Here is an 18,362-nt window from a genome sequence, read left to right as displayed (position 1 = left end):
TATGAAAGAATCAATACGGTGTTATTATTTGATGATTGGCGAATTATCGCCCCGATTATGAGTCAATTAAACGTTATATGAAAAAAAAATACTCCCGTCAGATTCGCGATCATAAACAAGAAAAAGATTTATTTATTCGACGAGCCATTCAAGCTTTTATTGGTATTCTCATTTTAACGTGTGTGTTAATTGCTAATCTTTATCATTTACAAGTTCAAGATTACAGTGAATATAAAGCACGATCTCATAATAACAGTATTAAACTCATTGCTGTTGCGCCTAATCGTGGTCGGATTTATGATCGTAATGGGGTGATATTAGCGGATAATATTCCAGTTTGTTCTTTGGAAATTATTCCTTATCAAGTCAAAAATTTACCTCAAGTATTGCTTCAGCTTCAGTCGTTGTTAGGTATATCAGATAAAGAGATCGCAGCCTTTAATAAAGCGAAATCTCAACTAGCGGCATTTAAGCCTGTTACGCTTATTGCGCAGATGAATAATAAACAAGTGGCGGTCTTTTCCGTTAATGAATTTCAATATCCAGGGGTGAATGTTGATGCGCATCTTGAGCGTTATTATCCTTATGGTGCTGCATTAACACATCTATTAGGTTATGTTGGAAAAATTAATGATCGTGATATTGCAGCCTTAAAAAAGAGCGGTGAATACGAAAATTATAAAGCAACCCGTACTATTGGTAAGTTAGGCATTGAACATTACTATGAAAATCTTCTTCATGGTAAAACTGGCTATGAAACAGTTGAAGTAAATAGTCATGGTCGCGTTGTTCGTACTGTGTCTTATGTTCCTCCTGTTGCGGGCAAAGATTTAAAGTTAACGATTGATATTAACTTACAGCTTTATTCGCAAAAATTACTGACATTGCAACAGCAAGATCCAATAACAGGCTTGATAGTAACGAAAGTTCGTCGAGGCGCTATCGTGGCAATGAACCCAAAAAATGGGGCGATTTTAGCCATGGTTTCAAGCCCAAGTTATAACCCGAATTTGTTTGTTAATGGCATTTCATCAAAAGCTTATGCCGCATTATTGAATGATCCTGCGCGACCACTGATCAATCGTGCCACATTGGGTTTATATCCACCGGGTTCAACTGTAAAACCTGAACTTGCTGCTGCGGGTTTAACAACCGGGGTGATCACGGTACATACGGTGCGTAATAACCATGGCTGGTGGCGTATTCCTAATAGTAAAAGTCGTAAGTTTAGAGATGATAGAAAGCAAGGCTTTGCCAATGTTGATATCTATAAAGCGATTGAAAAATCAGTGAATACCTATTTTTATCAAGTGGCTTATGATTTAGGCATTGATCGATTATCAATGTGGATGACTAAATTTGGATATGGTCAACACTCGGGTATTGATATCGATGAAGATTCAACTGGTATTATGCCAACACGAGCATGGAAAATGGCACGTTTTCATCACCAGTGGATGCAAGGTGACACAGTACCATTAGGGATTGGTCAAGGTTACTGGACAGCAACTCCAATACAGATAGCGAAAGCGACCTCAGTTATAGCAGAAGACGGCATTGAGCATCGTCCTCATTTATTAAAAGACATCATTGATGGTAAGGTTCAGCAACCGGTTACTTTTGCTGATTTTAAACCTCTGACCTCAGTACCTCAAAAAGATTGGGCGATCATTAAAAAGGGCATGGAGCTTGTTGTTGAAAAAGGAACGGCTAGTCGAATGTTTCAAAATATGCCATTTCAAGTTGCGGGTAAAACAGGCACAAGTCAGGTCTATTCAATGAAGGATACTGAACATTACAACTCGAATGAGGTTGCTGAGCATTTTAAAGATCACGCTTTATTTACGGGTTTTGCTCCTGCTAATGATCCCACTATTTTAGTGACTGTAGTGTTAGAACATGGTGGTTGGGGTTGGCATGCTGCTCCGTTTGCGCGAGATATTATGGAGTATGTTTTGCTGAAACCGACATTACATCCTCAGTCTGATGAGTTAGTACAACAGCCATCACCATCACTTGCGGGGTTACACTCGCCCCAAACTAAAAAACCATGATGACGAATGAGTATTAATCGGTAATAGAATCGTTTAGCCGTGATGTTAAGTCTTTGACTCACGGCTAAAATGAGATTGATGCGAGCTATTAAACCATTCGTTTAGCATCGCGAGTAATTCAGAGGCCATGTAAGGTTTACATAAAATATCGTCCATACCAGCGTTAATACATGCTTCTCGCTCGGCGGTTGTTGTACCTGCCGTTAATGCAATAATAGGTTTGGTGAACTGTTGTTGACGTAAAATTTTGGTGGCACAATATCCATCCATAATCGGCATACGACAATCCATCAGTACAATGTCAAAAGGTTGGTTGGCAATGATATCTAACGCCGCCTGACCATTATCAACGATAGTGACATTAATATTATGTTTTTGAAGCATTAGTTGAATGATCATTTGGTTTGTTTTTAAATCTTCCACGACCAAAATATTTAATTTTTGTAATGCTTCGTGTGTGATCGGTGGATGATTAGAGAGTGTTTCGTCACGTGTACTTATTGTTAATGGCAGTGATACTGAAAACGTAGTTCCTTTTTTAGGCTCACTCGATAACGTAATATTACCGTCCATTTGTTCACATAATTGTTTACAGATTGCCAGTCCTAATCCAGTACCTTCATGGCTACGCTTACTTGATATATCGATCTGACTAAACGGTTTAAATAATTTATGTTGTTGCTGTTGTTCAATACCACAACCACTGTCTTCTACGGTAAATATCAGACGATTATTCTGCCAACTAAATTTTGCACGTACAAATCCTTGATGGGTAAATTTTATCGCATTAGCAATAAGGTTAACGTAGATTTGTTTAAGGCGATCTTCATCGGCATTAATTGAGCGTGGAATATCAGTATCATAATCAATGGTAAAATCTAACCGTTTTTCTAACGCACGATGAGAAAATATATCCCTTAATTTAGTGACTAATAAATGGCTATCAAAAGGCTTTTCTATTAGCTCTAACATGCCAGCATTTATTTTACTGTAATCAAGTAAGTCGTTAATAATAGCGCGAAGTAGTTCGCCGGAATGATTTAATGTGGTTAATAATTTATTTTGGTTGGCATTTAATTCTGTGTCTTGTAATAGCTCGGCAGTCCCTAATAAACCATTAAGGGGAGTACGTAATTCATGGTTAATCATCGCCAAAAAATCACGGGTTGATTGTTCTGAATCCTCAGCACGTTGACGGGCATGAATTGCGCGGCTTAGTGTGATTTGACGTCCAATAGCAGAACGAAATAACTCACAAAAAAGCGCTAGATGCTGCTGAATAATAGTAATTCTATTGATAGGGGCTGATATTCTGGCGGCAAAATATCCCACAATATCGTTGTTATTAATTAATGCCGTCCAATAAAGATTAGTGGTTGGATCCCATAACGAAATTTGATTTTTAAGCTCTGCGGGTGGAAGCCATATTTGTTCGCGGCCACTGCAATAATCACCACTAATCGTAATGTTTTCAATGGGCATGATGGAAATATAACAGGCAGTAATGTAGTAACCATCAATGAGGCTTTCGATTAATTGCTGAATATTATCACGACAAGGTGCTTGTTTTAGAAATAGCCGTGCATAGGTAAGGAGTAAATTTTCAATTTTTGTTTGATAGGCGAGTTGTGCGGAATCTAACTCTGCCTGTAAGCGTAATTTTTCTAAAGATATTTCTAATACACTATTAGTTTCAAAAAGTTCACGACTTTTCATCTCTAATAATTTTTCAGCCATAATACGCGAAGCATGTTCTCGCTCTAGTTTGCGTTCTAATAACATAATATGGCGATTGGCATCCATGTTAGTCACCAGTGAGTGTTAATGAAAATCGGACATGACTTTGTGAAGCATTCATCGGTTGCATTGCGATGGTTAATGACTGATTAAAATAATTAGCACAGCCTTCTAATACGCCCATACAAACGTACCCCATACAACGCGCTGAATGATAATCTAAGATCATGGTTGATTGTGTTTGATTACTAAATGTGAATTTAGGCGGTGTTACATCAGGATAGAGTTTTTTGACTTCAATATGAATATGCCGCTCGACTTTTTCAATAAAGCTGAAAGTATCATCACTTTCAATATCAGGAATGGGTAGGGCTTGTAATAATGAAGGAAAAACTAATCGGCCATAAGTTTGCTGTAGCTCTTGTGCCGGAATGTTAGTGATATGGCTTAAGCTCATGATTAATTTAATCAACTGACGATGATCATAACTGCCAACAGCGGTATAAACACCAGCATCATTAGCATGATCAAACATTTTTTGACTTATTTCTAAACCAAATTGTGTTTCTACAATCGTAATAAATTCAGTAAAAATAATCCCTTTCATATCAATCCTTATTATCCAATCGCGCGCATTCAGCACTGTAGCTATGCAACTAATCACTATAGGTTAAATTGTATTAGTAATTATGGCAGAGTTTATTGGTTCGTCAAAAATAGACGTGAAGAAGATTGTATTTTTGAGAGATTGGCAATAAAAATATCAAGATGCAATATTATTACATCTTGATAAATAATATTATTTTTGAAGTACAACTGTTGATGATATTTGTTGGGCAACATCTAATAAATATTGCTCCATGTCTTGCATCAGTTGGTTTTGGTTTGGTAGTGGTAATGCATGTATATCACTGACTAAAGATACTTTTTTATCATCGTTAACATCAGTGTAAATCATCCCTGTTGCTGCGGGTTTACCGTTATAAAAACCTACATACAGTTGTGCATTTGTCTCTGCTTCAAACATAATCTGAGTCAGATATTCAACAATAGCTTGTTGTTGATCTTCTTGTTGCCAATAGCTTGAATAAACCAATGCATAACGGATAGTGAGGGGATGACAATCAACCGGATAGAATGTTAATGATGATTCAGTTGGGGAGATAATTGAGTCGATAATCTGTGTAGACAGTTCTGAGTGTGCGAGTTGATACAGATGTAAACCTTGTTCACTTAATGGGGTTGGAAATTCAGCATCAGTAACATGGCTAGCCATCCACGCGTTTTTTAAAGTAATCAGTTTTTCTGTAATTAGTGGCATATCATCACTTCTTTTATTCAATTGCCGATACCATAACCTAAATTACGAGAATAAGGTATGCTATTCGATTGTTTTCGATAAAGTCGTTCGTTGTATTGCTCTGTGATTGAACAAAGTATGCACTATAGAGATTTAATGCGCATGTAAAAGAATAAAGTAATGGTTGTTAGCTATAATATCGCTATATGATGTTGATAACTTATATTTTAATTATAAACCTAACTATTAGGTATCAGAGTAAGAATGAAAAAATTGGTATTAGTGGCTGCGATGAGTGTTATGCTGGCTGGATGTGATTTTTCGCATACATCACCTCAAACAGAGGCAAAAGCGACGGCAGTAAATGCAGTTCAATCAATTGCGAGTGTTGAAAAGCAACTTCCTGATTGGATCAAAGACAATACCGTGACTTCGCCATTAGAAGCCATTGTCATGGGCGGTCATACTTATGATGCGGTTTCTTTTTGTAAACCTCATGATTGTGCCAGTGATTTTATGATCACCTTAACGGCAGATAATAATAAAAAATATTCAATGATTGTGCATGTAAAAGATGTGCCTGACGCATTGAATACCCCAAGTATTTACGCAACATATCAATATATTGGTCAGCCAGATCAGCAAGTAAAAAGTGTATTCACACAAGCCTTGAGCCAAAATCCCAACTGGCAATAAAAATCACCGCGCTACAATTAGTGGCTATCAGAAATAGAGCGCTCAGTCTTGTACTGTGGGCTCTGTATGTTCACCATAAGCTGAAATCTTTATTGAATCGTATAGATATGGGTATCCTGTATCTCTGTGGTGAAACATAAACATTCCTGCTAGTGAATACCCAACTCACCCCGTCATTCCCTACAGTGAGGTTACGAACGAGATAGGGAATCTACTATCAGCGCGTTGTAGAGTAAAAAAACGGAAACTAACAGGTCAGTGCCCGATTTTATGATTATTATTGGGATTGATAAGTGAAAATGTATCTGATTTATAATGTTTTTTATATTATTAAAAGATAAATACGGGTGCGCGTTCAAAGAACAAATTCGGGCAAGTTGTTAGCTTTCTGAAGGTGTAAGCCTAAAACTATGCTGTTATAATCGAGACATATTTGTATTTTGAGAAATAAGATGATGAAGTTTACGTTAGAAGGTAATGATTGTATGCCACCCATTTCAGGTGGCTATTTACTTATTTATCGCGGTTCTGAAGAGATTACGGTTGTTAGCGTACCATCTCCTAACTTTATGGTAGATCGTTATAGGGACAGTGTGAGCGAAAACTATGATTCGTTTGAAGATGAGAAAGGTAATAAGTTTAACATTAATATCTGGTCTTCCAATGTTGGCGTTGATTGGACGTTAGACGTTGAGACAGAGGATGGAACGTTAAAAGAGCAAATTAGAGTGGAGTACCATGCTAATGAGTTCTGATGCTGCATTTGATGTATATCTCAATACTTTCACTGAAGGACTTACGCAAATAAGAGCCCAAAGTCGTGATAGCTTTCACAACCAATTGTATTTTTCGAACGTTATAAGTTTAATGGAACAGTATCTTTCAAACTTGTTCATTTTTGAAATTACTAATTCTCCTGAATCACTCCGAAAACTAGCAAGCCATGATAAATTTCGTTCTGCTACCGTGACGGTTCCTTTTGCTTTAAACAATCCTATTGATGAGTATTTGATACATTCAATGAAAGCATTGGTATGGCATCGGCTTAATGATGTTGAAATGTATTATAAAAAAGTGCTTGGCATTCGTTTCAATATCAGCAGAGAGTTATTAAAGCAACTTGAATTACGCCATGACCTTGTGCATCGAAATGGTCATACCTTAGATGGTGATAAAGTAGATATAACGGATGATGATCTAGACCGATGTATAGCTTTAGTGGAGCCGTTTGTCCTCGATATTCACGCAAAGTATGTAGCCCAAAAAAGCTAACAAATAAGGATATGTATCGCGCAGCTGACACCTATTCGAAGTGTTGGACAAGCCCAAGCCACTTTATATAAGTAAATATTGCGAATGTCATGAGGGTGATGCTGCAAAGATGTCGAGCGTTATCTTTTGCGTGAATCCATCAATTTTATTTATTGATTTATAATTAGAGCCTCTTTAATTATTACGCGTTAATGCCATTATCCTTATTACTTTTGCTGACGTCTTTTAGGCTCGATCACGTGGTGAATAGATCACGGATAGCTTCGTTCTTCAACTTTCGAGATGATGAATAATGGGCTGAGTGTATACCAAACCCCGTCATTCCCTACAGTGAATGCCCGCGAGGGCGATAGGGAATCTATTCACAGCGCGTTGAGTTTTCAAACTAAATATACTATTGCCAAATATTCTTATATTCATCATTAGTAGAAAATCCAGAAACTAACAGGTCAGTGCCCGATTTTGTGATTATTATTGGGATTAATAAGTGAAATGAATCTGATTTATAATGTTTTTTATATTATGAAAAGATAAATACGGGCGGATGTTCAAAGAACAAATTCGGGCAAGTTGTTAATATAATAAGTTGTTAGCTCTCAAGGAGATATAAATTGAAATTCCCATATAATAAAACAGATTCTGAAATGGAGTTCTTATCGTCTAAAGACGCATTATTTCATTTTACTAAAAAAGATACTGCAATTGAAAATATTTTGAATGATCGAACTCTTAGGTTCGGGACTCTTTCTGGTACTAATGATCCTCAAGAGTATAAACAAAAATTAACAGGAGCAATTGGGTGGGGTTGGGAAGATCGCCATAACGATAAAGTATCAGAAGTTACAAATTTAATTGACGAATTTTTAAGAAAAGAGACAAAATTCATTTCTTTTTGTCAAAGCTCATTTGTTGATAATAAACTATCTACACATGGATTACTCAAATCGAGAATGTGGTCTCAATATGGTGATAACCATAGAGGTATTTGCATCGTTATTTCTAAATCGAAATTTTTAAAACAGTTAAAAGATCAATATCGAAGAACTCATGTTTTAAAATCAAGCAATGTAGCTTATGAAGAGCCTAGTTTAGAATCAAATATTCCATGTTTAGATGTCGATGCTCCAGTACTTGATGAATCTAAGAGCGGTGATATAGCTTTAAGTTTTATAAAAGAGTTTAGTCAGTCTTTGCTCTTTACCAAACAACCAGATTATAAAGATGAGAATGAGTTTAGAGTTGTAGCTATAAACATTGAAAAAATAGATGATTCAGAGTTTATTTATATAGACCTTAATACATGTATTCACTCTATTATTTTAGGGGATGCTTTTCCTTACGTTTATAAGCCAACAATTCAAAAATTAGCAAAGGAGTTAAATGTGCCGTGTAAAAAATTACATTGGGAACACCATGCATACGTCCTTTTGAATTGGTCAAAAGAAAGCTAACAGATAAGGATATGTGTCCCGCAGCCGACACCTATTCAAGTGTTGGACAAGCCCAAGCAAATATTACGAATGTCATCAAGGATGCTGAAAGAAGTCGAGCGTTATCCTTGGCGTGAGCCAATTAATTGAATGCATTGATTTCTTCAAGGCTCAAACTCCCCTTGAGTAGATCACGGATAGCTTCGTTCCTCAACTTCCGAGATGACGTATAATAACCAGAGTTATTCTTTACCATAACGCATAAATCAACGATCGTTATTTTCAATTACAGAACCATCAATAGTGGCAGGACGTTTATCTTGTAGAGTTAGGTGGGTAATGTGTTGTTCGTTCAACAAATGTATCAACCCGATTTACTACACTTGGTAATCTCAGTCTGGTGAGTGTTTCTCATTTTAAGGCGTCAATATTAAGTATAGTTGCAAGGTAGTAAACGTATGCAGGCGTTAAGAGTTAAGGCTCAAATTTATATTGATAGGTAATTCTTTTATGATATTGACATCTTTAATTGATAATACAAGATTGAATAATCGAACAGACCTAGCGATAGAAAGAGGGCTATCTATTCACGCAAGCGTTATGGGGAAAAGTATATTATTTGATGCCGGAAGCAGTGAAGCTTTTTGTGATAATGCAACATTATTGAATGTTGATATTAACAATGTAGACGCAACTATTATTTCACATCGTCATCATGATCATTGCAACGGAGTTAGTCACTTTTTAGATCGTAACTCGAAAGCTCAGGTCTATTTTCGTGAATGCGAAGAAACCAATTATTTGTTTAAAACATTTGGCTTTAAAAGCAATATTGGTATGGATAAACAGTTATTGGTCAAAGGTGCTAATCGACTAACCTTTGTTAATCAAATGACTGAGATTTCATCTAATATTTTCGTTATCACTGATTTAAGTAATAAATATGCGAAACCAAAGGGTAATAAATACCTTTTTACTAAATCTGATGGGTGTTGTAAACCTGATAACTTTGATCATGAATTATTACTTGTGGTTAAAGAAAGTGACGGACTTATCGTGTTTACTGGCTGTGCTCACAGTGGTGTTCTAAATATGATAGATACTGCAATTAGTCATTTTCCAAATACAAAAATCAAAGCGGTTGTTGGTGGCTTTCACTTGGTCGGATTACCATTATTTAATAGTATTGGTGGAACTAAAAAGCAGATAGAAGAAATTGGTGAATCTATCTTAAATTATCCAATAGATAAGTTGTATACAGGTCACTGTACCGGAATGAAAGCCTATCATATTTTGAAAGGCGTGCTTGGTGATCGCTTAGAATACTTTCCAACCGGTCGTAGTCTTACTATCTAACGTTAGAAAGGCTTAACAGATAACAACATGTGTCGCGTAGTTGATACCTGTTCATATCGAACGTTATCTTTTGCGTGAACCCATCAGTTTAATTTATTGATTTATAATTATATTTTTTAATTACTACGCATTAATGCCATTATTTTTGTTAGCGTTTTTCTAGCTTATCATCACTCAATAGTTTCAAAGTAGAACTTGTAATCACGAACGCCATCTATATGAATACCTTTCTCTCTTAACTCTAGATATTGTTGAATCTTAATGGTTCTAAAATCCATTGCCTTGAGTGCCAGAATTATTCGCAGTTCATCCATTGGGCGTGATTTAGCATCAGAGCTACAGCTACCACAGACAACATGCGCTTTTTGTTTAAAACCAACCTGATTAAGCCAGTTAAGATCTTTAGTTTCTTTACGTGTGCCACAAAAGTAACAACAATTTTGTTGTTTTAATACAGCCTGTTCTCTTAAAGCTTTAGGGCTTGATGATTTGGCTTGTGGGGGAGTGTTCGTTTTTTTATTCTGACTGAACATAGAAAGCTGAACGACATTAGACATTTGAATTACTCTTACTAACCAAGGGATAGCGCATATAACAGAACATTAATGCCATACGCTTTTGTATTTTATTGCTTGTGTATTCGATGAGTCAAACTATCAAGCATGCGTAATGATGATCTCTTGATTATCAACCCGTTGACGCTCGCCATAAATACCTTCTTCTGTGCGCTTGCCACAGCTAACAATCATGGTGATTTCATCGCTGCTTTTAAGGCCAAGTAAGGCTTTTGCGCGTTTAGAGTCAAATCCTTCCATTGGACACGTGTCATAGCCTTCTGCACGCATTGCCATCATAAATGTCATTGCTGCCAGTGAACTGCTTTTGTGCAAACAAACCCGTAAATCGGCTTTACTCACTTCACGCATCATTGGCTTGTTTCTGCCTAAAAATGCACAGATTAAGCGACGACCTAAGCCCAAAAGACCAAATCGGTCATTACGATACACAAACGGGATCAGCTTTTCATAATATTTAAGGGCGCGTTTAGAGGCTTTATCATCACGGCCTTTAAACATTTCTCGAATGTGGGCAGCATTAATGCGTGTGCGCTGTTGCCATTTATCGGGAGTGATCACAAATGCGACTAGTTCATTTGCAGTCTTAGCAGCATTTTGATCCATGCAAAGTGTGGCTAATTGCTGGCGTTTGTTATCATTAATCACACGGTGGAACTGCCATAATTGCATATTGGAACTGTTGGGTGAAAGGGCGGCTAATTCTAATGCGCGAGCAACTGCTTGATGATCAAACTCGGCCGTTAAATCATATTTACGTACCGAACGGCGACTGTGAACTAAAGAGGAAAAATCGTAAGGTTGAGAAATAGATTCAGGCATGATGATAATGGGTTTTAAGAAATAGAGGGTTATGTTTTTACCTATATTCGATTCAATAAGCAACTTCTGTCGTTATGTTTGTGTCGCATGACAGAGTTTGATGTAAGAAAAGAGGAAAGACTGGCTGATATAATAAAATGCTTATATCAACCAGTGTTATTAATGATCACTCAGGAGTCACAATGGTTTGGGGGAACACATTGCAGACAATGTTCATTAACCTTGTCAATACATTAAACGCCACAGAGTTAACATGCGTAATTTTGCTCTGTGATGATACGTTTTTGTTTTGACATGCTCTATTTTAAGTTAAAGTAGAAAAGTTAAAAGAGTATAAATCGATAAATAAGGTTCCCCTTTTTATGAGTGGTCAACGGCTTAAATTGCAATTTCAACGTTTGTACAATCACTTTGGTGGTGATTGCACTGAGACTAACCTGCAAGATATCTCTGAAGTTCTGTTTTGTACGCGCCGTAACGTGCGAATGGTGATCAATAAGATGGTCGAGAAAGGTTGGGTTGACTGGCAACCCGCTGTTGGCCGAGGTAAACAGTCGCGACTTATTTTTAATAATACAGACAGCGAGTTACAGCTTCACCATGCCCGTAAGTTAGTGGCTGATGGTAAGTTAGAGCCCGCTTTGGTGGCCTTGGATAATAATGCTGAAAAATTGGTACAGTTGATTCAAGAACAATTAGGTATTTCACATCATCAAGGCAAGCAAATTGTCCGTTTACCTTATTATCGTAGCTTTGAAAATATCACACCGCTAAAGCCATTACGTCGTTCTGAACAGCATCTTGTAAGGCAAATTTTTAGTGGTCTAACGCAGCTAAAAGAGGAAAAAGGGGAACAAGAAACGGTTATTGGCGATATTGCCCATGCTTGGGAAGCGATAACACCACGGCATTGGCGCTTTTATTTACGACCAGCGATTCGATTTCATGATGGTCGATTGCTTGATAGTAATGATATTTTTGCGACGTTTTCAGAAGTGAAGCAGCTAGCTTTATTTGCACATATCGATAAAGTGTCGTCACCGTTTATTAATATTATTGATTTTCATTTATCTCAAGATGATTATCGCTTTCCTGATTTATTAGCCAATATTTGCGCGATGATCCAGCCTGCTAATCATGCTTTGATCTCTGATTATAATATTTTCCCGATAGGCACTGGCCCTTATAAAGTGGCGGTTAATGATAAGCAGCGGTTTAAACTTGAAGCCTTTGAGCATTATTTTGGTTTTAGAGCGTTAAGTGATGTGGTTGAAGTGTGGATATTAAATCATTTTGCTGCGTGTTATTTACAACCGACCTTGGGGGATAAACTTGAGCAACATGTTCATATTTCATCGCGCTTATCCATGGATCAAGGCTGTACCTTCTTATTGTTGAATCGTATTTCTGGTTTAGCGCAAGATCCACAATGGCTGCGTTATTTTCAATCACGGTTATATAGTTTAAATGTGATGCGTGAGATGGATTTAACACAGGTGGGGGATTTTAAGTTATTTAATGCTTATGGGTTATTACCTGGTTGGATCCATACTCAACAAGTGCCTGAACCTGTTGTTATGCCGCATAAAAGAGTAGTGACACTGGCTTACCAACATGAACATCCTATTTATCCGTATGTTGCCTCTTTGATTGAAAAAATCCTGATGAAAGATGGTATTCGGCTAAATATAATGGAATTAAGCTATGAAGATATCGTTCTAGGAAAGCACGCTGAAAAGATTGATATCTGGCTAAATGGCATGAGTTTGGGAAGCAATCGGAGTGATGCTATTCTAGCGTGGTTGCATAATTTCAATCATATTCAGCGCGTAATGCCGAGTGATGAATTTAAGCAATTACAGCAAGTGATCAGTGAATGGCGCTCAACGTCAACTACCAAGTTTCCCGGTGATATTATTGGTGAAACATTATCGCAAACAGGGCAAATTATTCCGCTCTTCCATAACTGGTTAGGCGTTGATGATAACGTACAACTGCAAGGAATGGAGTCGAACTTACTCGGGTGGTTTGATTTTAAATCGGTATGGAGTAAGCCTCAGTCATCGTAGTTATTATAGTTGTCATGGTACTAATATCTAAGGTTAAGATGTTGTTGTGCTGCCATGAAGATGACATGCAGATCGATCAAATCACGACGTTGTTGTTGCCAGTGTTGCGGTTGCTGGCATTGGCAAAATTCTAATAACTTAACAATGATGCTATCGAGCTTTTTTAATCCCCAGCGTTTTGTGGTTGCACCTTGTTGTGGATCACAGATAAGTGCTTGTAACTTGGCATAAGGTAATTGGAGATAAGTAAAGGCGAGCTCTGGTTGTTGTTGGCGATGAAACTGGCTGATTTTTTGACACCCATCAAGCCAATAAGCCAATGCTTCTTCATAGTTATGATTATTTTGTTTATTTAGGTTTAGATCTGGCGCGGTAAATAAACGCGCTGGCGTGGCGCTAATGATCGCGATAAGAGGCTCAATATTGTGAGGATTATCTTTACGGTACCATGTCTTTATGGTGGCGATCCATAGCTGTAAATCATCCATATAATTTATCCTTGTTTAGTAACTTGAAGCATCAGCTTATATGGTGTTTTTATCTATTATTGATACTAGTTATAAGCGTAGTTTAAGATAGTAAACAAGAGGGGTGATTTTGGTGTTTTTTTGCTTGGATGTGACGTATTTCTAACATTTAAATAAAGCCCATATCCACTTATGCGTGTATGGGCTATTCGTTTTTGTCAGCGAATTAACTGGCTATTATAATGCGCTTTTTAGTGCTGCAATAAAGGTGTCAATATCTGCTGTTGTGATATCTAGATGAGTAACGAAGCGCATTGGATTGCCGCCACTGATCAAAATATCTTGCTGTTTTAGGGTTGCGATCAGTTGGGTTTGATCAATGTGTTGATCGACCTTCGCAAACGCCATATTGGTTTGGATATGTTGTAGGTTTACGCTAAAACCGTCAACCGTATTTAACTGCTCTGCTAAGTAACGTGCGTTGTGGTGATCGTCAGCAAGACGCTCAACATTTTCAGTTAATGCTAATTTACCCGCAGCGGCAATAATACCCGCTTGGCGCATACCACCACCCAGCACTTTACGCCAGCGACGGGCTTTGGCAATTAAGGTTTTATCACCAAGTAATAAAGAACCAACAGGCGCACCTAAGCCTTTAGATAAACAAATTGTAAATGAATCAAAGTATTTTACAATTTCTGTAATATCTACGTTCATGGCAACAGCGGCATTATAAACACGCGCGCCATCAAGGTGCATTTGTAAGCCGTGTTGATTAACAAACTCACGTGCTTGCTGAATGTATTCTAGTGGCAATACTTTACCATTAATGGTGTTTTCAAGACTAAGCAGTTTAGTTCGTGCAAAGTGTGGATCTAATGGCTTAATTGCAGCCGTTAGTTTTGAAAATGGAATACTACCATCGGCATCATTTTCTAATGGTTGTGGCTGAATTGAGCCTAATATTGCCGCGCCGCCGCCTTCAAACTTATAGTTATGTGCTTGCTGACCACAAAGGTATTCATCGCCACGTTCACAATGCGCCATCAATGCCAGTAAGTTTGCTTGTGTGCCTGATGTGCAATAAATAGCTGCTTCAAAACCATGACGTTCTGCAGCCCACAACTCTAAATCATTAACGGTTGTGTCATCGCCATAAACATCATCACCGACAAGGGCTGCTGCCATTACTTGACGCATTTTGTCTGATGGGCGAGTGACTGTATCTGAGCGGAAATCTATCATTTATTTTTAATCTTCCTTTGTTGTGTTTTTTTTTAATATATCACTGCGCGATTTGAATGATCGATAGCAATCGTTATTTTAGAGTTAGTTATTAATAGCTAAGCTTTATTTACGAGGAATCGGTAGATATAACATCGCTTTTAAGCCACCAAGAGCACTGCTCGTTAAGACTAAATCACCACGGTAACTATGTACTAGTTCATTAACGATATTAAGGCCAAGCCCTGTGCCTGGGGTGTTTTCATCTAATCGTACACCACGTTTTAGCACTTGCTTGCATTTTTCATGTGCGATACCCGGTCCATCATCTTCAATCACTAATACAATATGACCATCGACAATCGATTCTTGATACACACGAATCAAATTGTTCGCCCATTTATAGCTATTTTCGATTAAGTTACCGATCATTTCATCTAAGTCGCTTTTTTCAACCGCAATCACCACATCACTATCAAGCTCATTGACTAGCACAACACCTCGATGGGCATAAACTTTATCCATCGCTAATGAGATGGCATCAATGCGGTGTGATATCGCTGTTTTGGTCGCGAGAATATTTATCGCTCCCGCCATTCGCGCACGCCCTAAATGGTAATCAATATGCTGTTGTAATTGTTGTAGTGCAGGAGCTAGTTTAGCCTGTGTGGTTGGGTCTAATAACGATACTTCATTATTTAAAATCGCAATCGGGGTTTTTAACGCATGTGATAAATTGCCCGAGTGGTTTCTTGCACGCAGCAGCAGTTCTTGATAGTGAAACAGTAGTGCATTGAGATCATCTATTACAGGTTGAATCTCTACAGGATAAAGCCCTGTTAACTCGGTAGAGTGACCTTCACGTACTTCAATAAGGTTTTTACGCAGTTTACGTAATGGCCATAATGACCAGCTTACTTGTAAGGTGGTTAGTACTAAAATACCAATCGCCATGATAATAAGAATAATCCATAAACCATGGGTCAATTGTTGTAGTGTTTTAAGGAGCTTGTCTTGATTTACGGCGACTGATAATTCGATAGGGTAGTCACTGTCAGGCAAGCTGAATTTACGTTTTACTACAATTAATGATTGATTATTAGGGCCTTCAAAGCCTTTTTTAGCATTGCCTCTTATGGTGGTATCCCATAATGAGCGCGAGCGTAATACTTGGTTATTGAGCTTTAATGACCAATATAAGCCACTGTATGGAAAATTAAAGCGAGGGTTTGATAGGCGACCATCAACAAACAATTGACCGTGTTTATCAATATCGACTTGGGCCGTAATTTGATCCATATAAAGGTATAACTGTGACTTTTCTTGTTCAATTAAATAGGTCTTGATAAAAGAAGGAACAAGATAACCCGCTGATAATGTGATCGCCAATAACCAGACTGCCGCAGCAATAAGCAGTCGGTTACGAATACTGGGTTGACGATTTTTGGGTAGGCTAACTAGCATTGATACGATATCCAAGACCACGTACTGTCTTGATTACGTCATTACCAATTTTTCGGCGAATACGACCAATAAACACTTCAATTGTATTTGAATCACGATCGAAATCTTGCTTATAAATATGTTCAACAAGCTCAGTACGAGAAATTACTTTATCTGTATTGTGCATGAGATATGACAGCACTTTAAATTCAAGCGCGGTTAAATCAACAACATTATCTTGCCATGTTACTTTTGAGGTTCGAGTATCTAAGCTTAAATCGCCAGCTTGAATAACGGGTGATACATTACCGGTTGCACGGCGTAATTGGGCGCGTACGCGTGCCACTAACTCGACCATTTGAAATGGCTTGGTGAGATAATCATCAGCACCTGCATTTAAACCATCGACACGTTGTGTTAGCTCATTACGGGCGCTTAGGATCACCACTGGGCAGTTAACGTTTTCTTCACGAATGCCTTTTAAAACGGTAATGCCATCTAGCTTGGGTAAGCCTAAATCAAGCACAATAGCATCCCATGGTTCTGATGTTGCGCGATAAAGTGCATCAATACCATCTATGGAGTGTTCTGCAACCCAACCGTTTTGTTCTAAACCTGCGACAACTTGTTCGCCTAATGTTACATCATCTTCAACAACTAAAATTTTCATTTTGGAACCTTAAGGACGCTTTCAAGATGGCGACCTTTTATTTCTATCATTTTAAGAGTACGGGCTTCATACTCGACTTTTATTATATTATTGTTATCATCAATAAGCTTTAATTCGTAAATCCATTCATCATCATCTTTGTCTAATTCGACGCGAATGATACGGGCTAATAGCTGTTGTTGGACTTTATGTTGTAGTGCAGAAAACGGTTGAATGAGTCCTTGAGCTACGGCATCCATAACATTATCGTGATGTTCATCTATATCAGCCGTCGGGGAGGCAAACACCTGACAGCTTATAAGACTGATAAATCCAATTAGATATAAATATTTGCAATGTTTTTTCATATTTATAACTGTAACCAAGTCGCCATGAATGGAAAATGAATACTATCATTATAAATAGATTCTTCAATTTGTAAGCCTTTAAATTTTGTCATCTTTTCAATGTTATAACATAACGTGAGGCATTAGCATTTTGTACCAACTAATGCGATAATCATCACATTAGCAATGCCTTCATTAGTATAGCGATAATAGGTTTATTAGCATGGCTTCAACCGCAGCAGCACTTCATATTCTAGTAAAACATAAAGAACAAGCAGACGATATTTTAGAGCAACTTAAAAAAGGTGCTAAATTTCAGACGCTTGCTAAAAAGTATTCTACTTGTCCATCAGGTAAAAAAGGTGGCGATTTAGGTGAGTTTAAAAAAGGTGCGATGGTACCGGCATTTGATAAAGCTGTATTCAGCGGCAAAGTGCTAGAGCCAATCGGTCCGATTAAGACAAAATTTGGTTACCATATTATTAAGGTTTTATACCGTACTTAGCCGATCAGATTATTGTGGATTTTTAAGAAGGCGCTGATGATTCAGCGCCTTTTTTATAGGTCGTAAAAAATATTGTCATTATGACGGTATTATTATTAATAAGAGAATTACCACCAGAATAGCGTTAAGGTGATTAATATTCGGCACATCATATGACATAAATAAGAAGAATCATTGAGGAGGGTATTAAGATGTAATCCGTCGCAGCGGGGATTATTTTCTTTTTGTTGCCATAATGCATTATAAATATGCTCTATAAGGCGTTATTTGCAGCATTATTTTTCGTGTAAAAATTTCATTATTAATTCCTATTAAGCTTATAAGCATTCGCTATTATACATTTTCATTATATACAGGTACTTTTGATGAGTAAAAAAATGCCACCAATAATGTATTGTCTAGTTATGGACTAAATA

At 37.5% G+C, this 18,362-nt stretch carries 18 protein-coding genes; 8 read left to right on the top strand and 10 right to left on the bottom strand.

Annotated features, from left to right (window positions below; all coding sequences use genetic code 11):
- The first annotated feature begins 77 nt into the window (after window positions 1-77).
- On the top strand, window positions 78-2,054 hold the full coding sequence (mrdA, locus tag C9J51_RS10310; protein WP_107275065.1) for a penicillin-binding protein 2: 1,977 nt from the start codon (window positions 78-80) through the stop codon (window positions 2,052-2,054).
- 45 nt (window positions 2,055-2,099) lie between these two features.
- On the opposite strand, the gene C9J51_RS10305 is transcribed toward mrdA, so the two are convergent.
- The 3 genes from C9J51_RS10305 to C9J51_RS10295 all read right to left on the bottom strand — a co-directional run bounded on the left by C9J51_RS10305 (window position 2,100) and on the right by C9J51_RS10295 (window position 5,112).
- Complete coding sequence (locus C9J51_RS10305) at window positions 2,100-3,857, bottom strand: ATP-binding protein (RefSeq protein ID WP_045036758.1); 1,758 nt, start codon at window positions 3,855-3,857, stop codon at window positions 2,100-2,102.
- A gap of 1 nt (window position 3,858) precedes the next feature.
- Window positions 3,859-4,398: a heme NO-binding domain-containing protein gene (locus C9J51_RS10300; protein WP_045036757.1), complete on the bottom strand. Its 540-nt coding sequence runs from the start codon at window positions 4,396-4,398 to the stop codon at window positions 3,859-3,861.
- A 192-nt stretch (window positions 4,399-4,590) separates the two neighbouring features.
- A complete protein-coding gene (locus tag C9J51_RS10295) occupies window positions 4,591-5,112 on the bottom strand; it encodes a hypothetical protein (RefSeq protein ID WP_107237285.1) in 522 nt (173 codons plus the stop codon).
- A 243-nt stretch (window positions 5,113-5,355) separates the two neighbouring features.
- On the opposite strand from C9J51_RS10295, the gene C9J51_RS10290 reads away from it, so the two are divergent.
- The 5 genes from C9J51_RS10290 to C9J51_RS10270 all read left to right on the top strand — a co-directional run bounded on the left by C9J51_RS10290 (window position 5,356) and on the right by C9J51_RS10270 (window position 9,845).
- Window positions 5,356-5,787 (top strand): Ivy family c-type lysozyme inhibitor, encoded by a 432-nt coding sequence (locus C9J51_RS10290; protein WP_045036755.1) that lies wholly within the window; start codon window positions 5,356-5,358, stop codon window positions 5,785-5,787.
- 452 nt (window positions 5,788-6,239) lie between these two features.
- Window positions 6,240-6,542, top strand: a complete 303-nt coding sequence (locus C9J51_RS10285; protein WP_045040059.1) for a hypothetical protein — start codon at window positions 6,240-6,242, stop codon at window positions 6,540-6,542.
- Complete coding sequence (locus tag C9J51_RS10280) at window positions 6,532-7,059, top strand: hypothetical protein (protein ID WP_232577248.1); 528 nt, start codon at window positions 6,532-6,534, stop codon at window positions 7,057-7,059. The genes C9J51_RS10285 and C9J51_RS10280 overlap by 11 nt, the downstream gene beginning before the upstream one ends.
- A 611-nt stretch (window positions 7,060-7,670) precedes the next feature.
- The gene (locus C9J51_RS10275) at window positions 7,671-8,510 is read left to right on the top strand and encodes a DUF2971 domain-containing protein (protein WP_045040058.1); all 840 of its coding nucleotides are present in this window, start codon (window positions 7,671-7,673) and stop codon (window positions 8,508-8,510) included.
- Between the two features lie 489 nt (window positions 8,511-8,999).
- Window positions 9,000-9,845, top strand: coding sequence for an MBL fold metallo-hydrolase (locus C9J51_RS10270; RefSeq protein ID WP_045040057.1), 846 nt, complete (start codon window positions 9,000-9,002; stop codon window positions 9,843-9,845).
- A gap of 170 nt (window positions 9,846-10,015) precedes the next feature.
- On the opposite strand, the gene C9J51_RS10265 is transcribed toward C9J51_RS10270, so the two are convergent.
- Together C9J51_RS10265 and C9J51_RS10260 are read right to left on the bottom strand one after the other, a co-directional pair.
- The gene (locus C9J51_RS10265; RefSeq protein ID WP_045040056.1) at window positions 10,016-10,402 is read right to left on the bottom strand and encodes a hypothetical protein; all 387 of its coding nucleotides are present in this window, start codon (window positions 10,400-10,402) and stop codon (window positions 10,016-10,018) included.
- Window positions 10,403-10,501: 99 nt separating this feature from the next.
- Entirely contained in the window at window positions 10,502-11,242 is a 741-nt protein-coding gene (locus C9J51_RS10260; RefSeq protein WP_045040072.1) for a nitroreductase family protein, read from the bottom strand.
- 362 nt (window positions 11,243-11,604) lie between these two features.
- Between C9J51_RS10260 and C9J51_RS10255 the strand changes: the two genes are divergently transcribed.
- The gene (locus C9J51_RS10255; protein ID WP_045040055.1) at window positions 11,605-13,311 is read left to right on the top strand and encodes an SgrR family transcriptional regulator; all 1,707 of its coding nucleotides are present in this window, start codon (window positions 11,605-11,607) and stop codon (window positions 13,309-13,311) included.
- 20 nt (window positions 13,312-13,331) lie between these two features.
- Here the strand turns inward: C9J51_RS10255 and C9J51_RS10250 are convergent, their stop codons facing one another.
- The 5 genes from C9J51_RS10250 to C9J51_RS10230 form a co-directional block, all read right to left on the bottom strand.
- Window positions 13,332-13,799, bottom strand: a complete 468-nt coding sequence (locus C9J51_RS10250; RefSeq protein ID WP_045040054.1) for a hypothetical protein — start codon at window positions 13,797-13,799, stop codon at window positions 13,332-13,334.
- 216 nt (window positions 13,800-14,015) lie between these two features.
- Window positions 14,016-15,023, bottom strand: coding sequence for a low-specificity L-threonine aldolase (ltaE, locus tag C9J51_RS10245; protein WP_045040053.1), 1,008 nt, complete (start codon window positions 15,021-15,023; stop codon window positions 14,016-14,018).
- A gap of 105 nt (window positions 15,024-15,128) precedes the next feature.
- Window positions 15,129-16,466, bottom strand: a complete 1,338-nt coding sequence (locus tag C9J51_RS10240) for an ATP-binding protein (protein WP_045036898.1) — start codon at window positions 16,464-16,466, stop codon at window positions 15,129-15,131.
- Window positions 16,456-17,115: a response regulator transcription factor gene (locus C9J51_RS10235; protein WP_045036899.1), complete on the bottom strand. Its 660-nt coding sequence runs from the start codon at window positions 17,113-17,115 to the stop codon at window positions 16,456-16,458. Before C9J51_RS10235 ends, C9J51_RS10240 begins: the two co-directional genes overlap by 11 nt.
- Window positions 17,112-17,402, bottom strand: a complete 291-nt coding sequence (locus C9J51_RS10230; RefSeq protein ID WP_244907463.1) for a PepSY domain-containing protein — start codon at window positions 17,400-17,402, stop codon at window positions 17,112-17,114. The genes C9J51_RS10235 and C9J51_RS10230 overlap by 4 nt, the downstream gene beginning before the upstream one ends.
- A gap of 262 nt (window positions 17,403-17,664) precedes the next feature.
- Between C9J51_RS10230 and ppiC the strand changes: the two genes are divergently transcribed.
- A complete protein-coding gene (ppiC, locus tag C9J51_RS10225) occupies window positions 17,665-17,946 on the top strand; it encodes a peptidylprolyl isomerase PpiC (protein WP_045036901.1) in 282 nt (93 codons plus the stop codon).
- The last annotated feature ends 416 nt before the right edge of the window (window positions 17,947-18,362 follow it).

The sequence above is a fragment of the Photobacterium iliopiscarium genome (genome assembly GCF_003026395.1).
Classification (GTDB): Bacteria; Pseudomonadota; Gammaproteobacteria; order Enterobacterales; family Vibrionaceae; genus Photobacterium; species Photobacterium iliopiscarium.
Note: the sequence above shows the minus strand (reverse complement) of the source record. Positions and strands in the feature narration are given on the sequence as shown.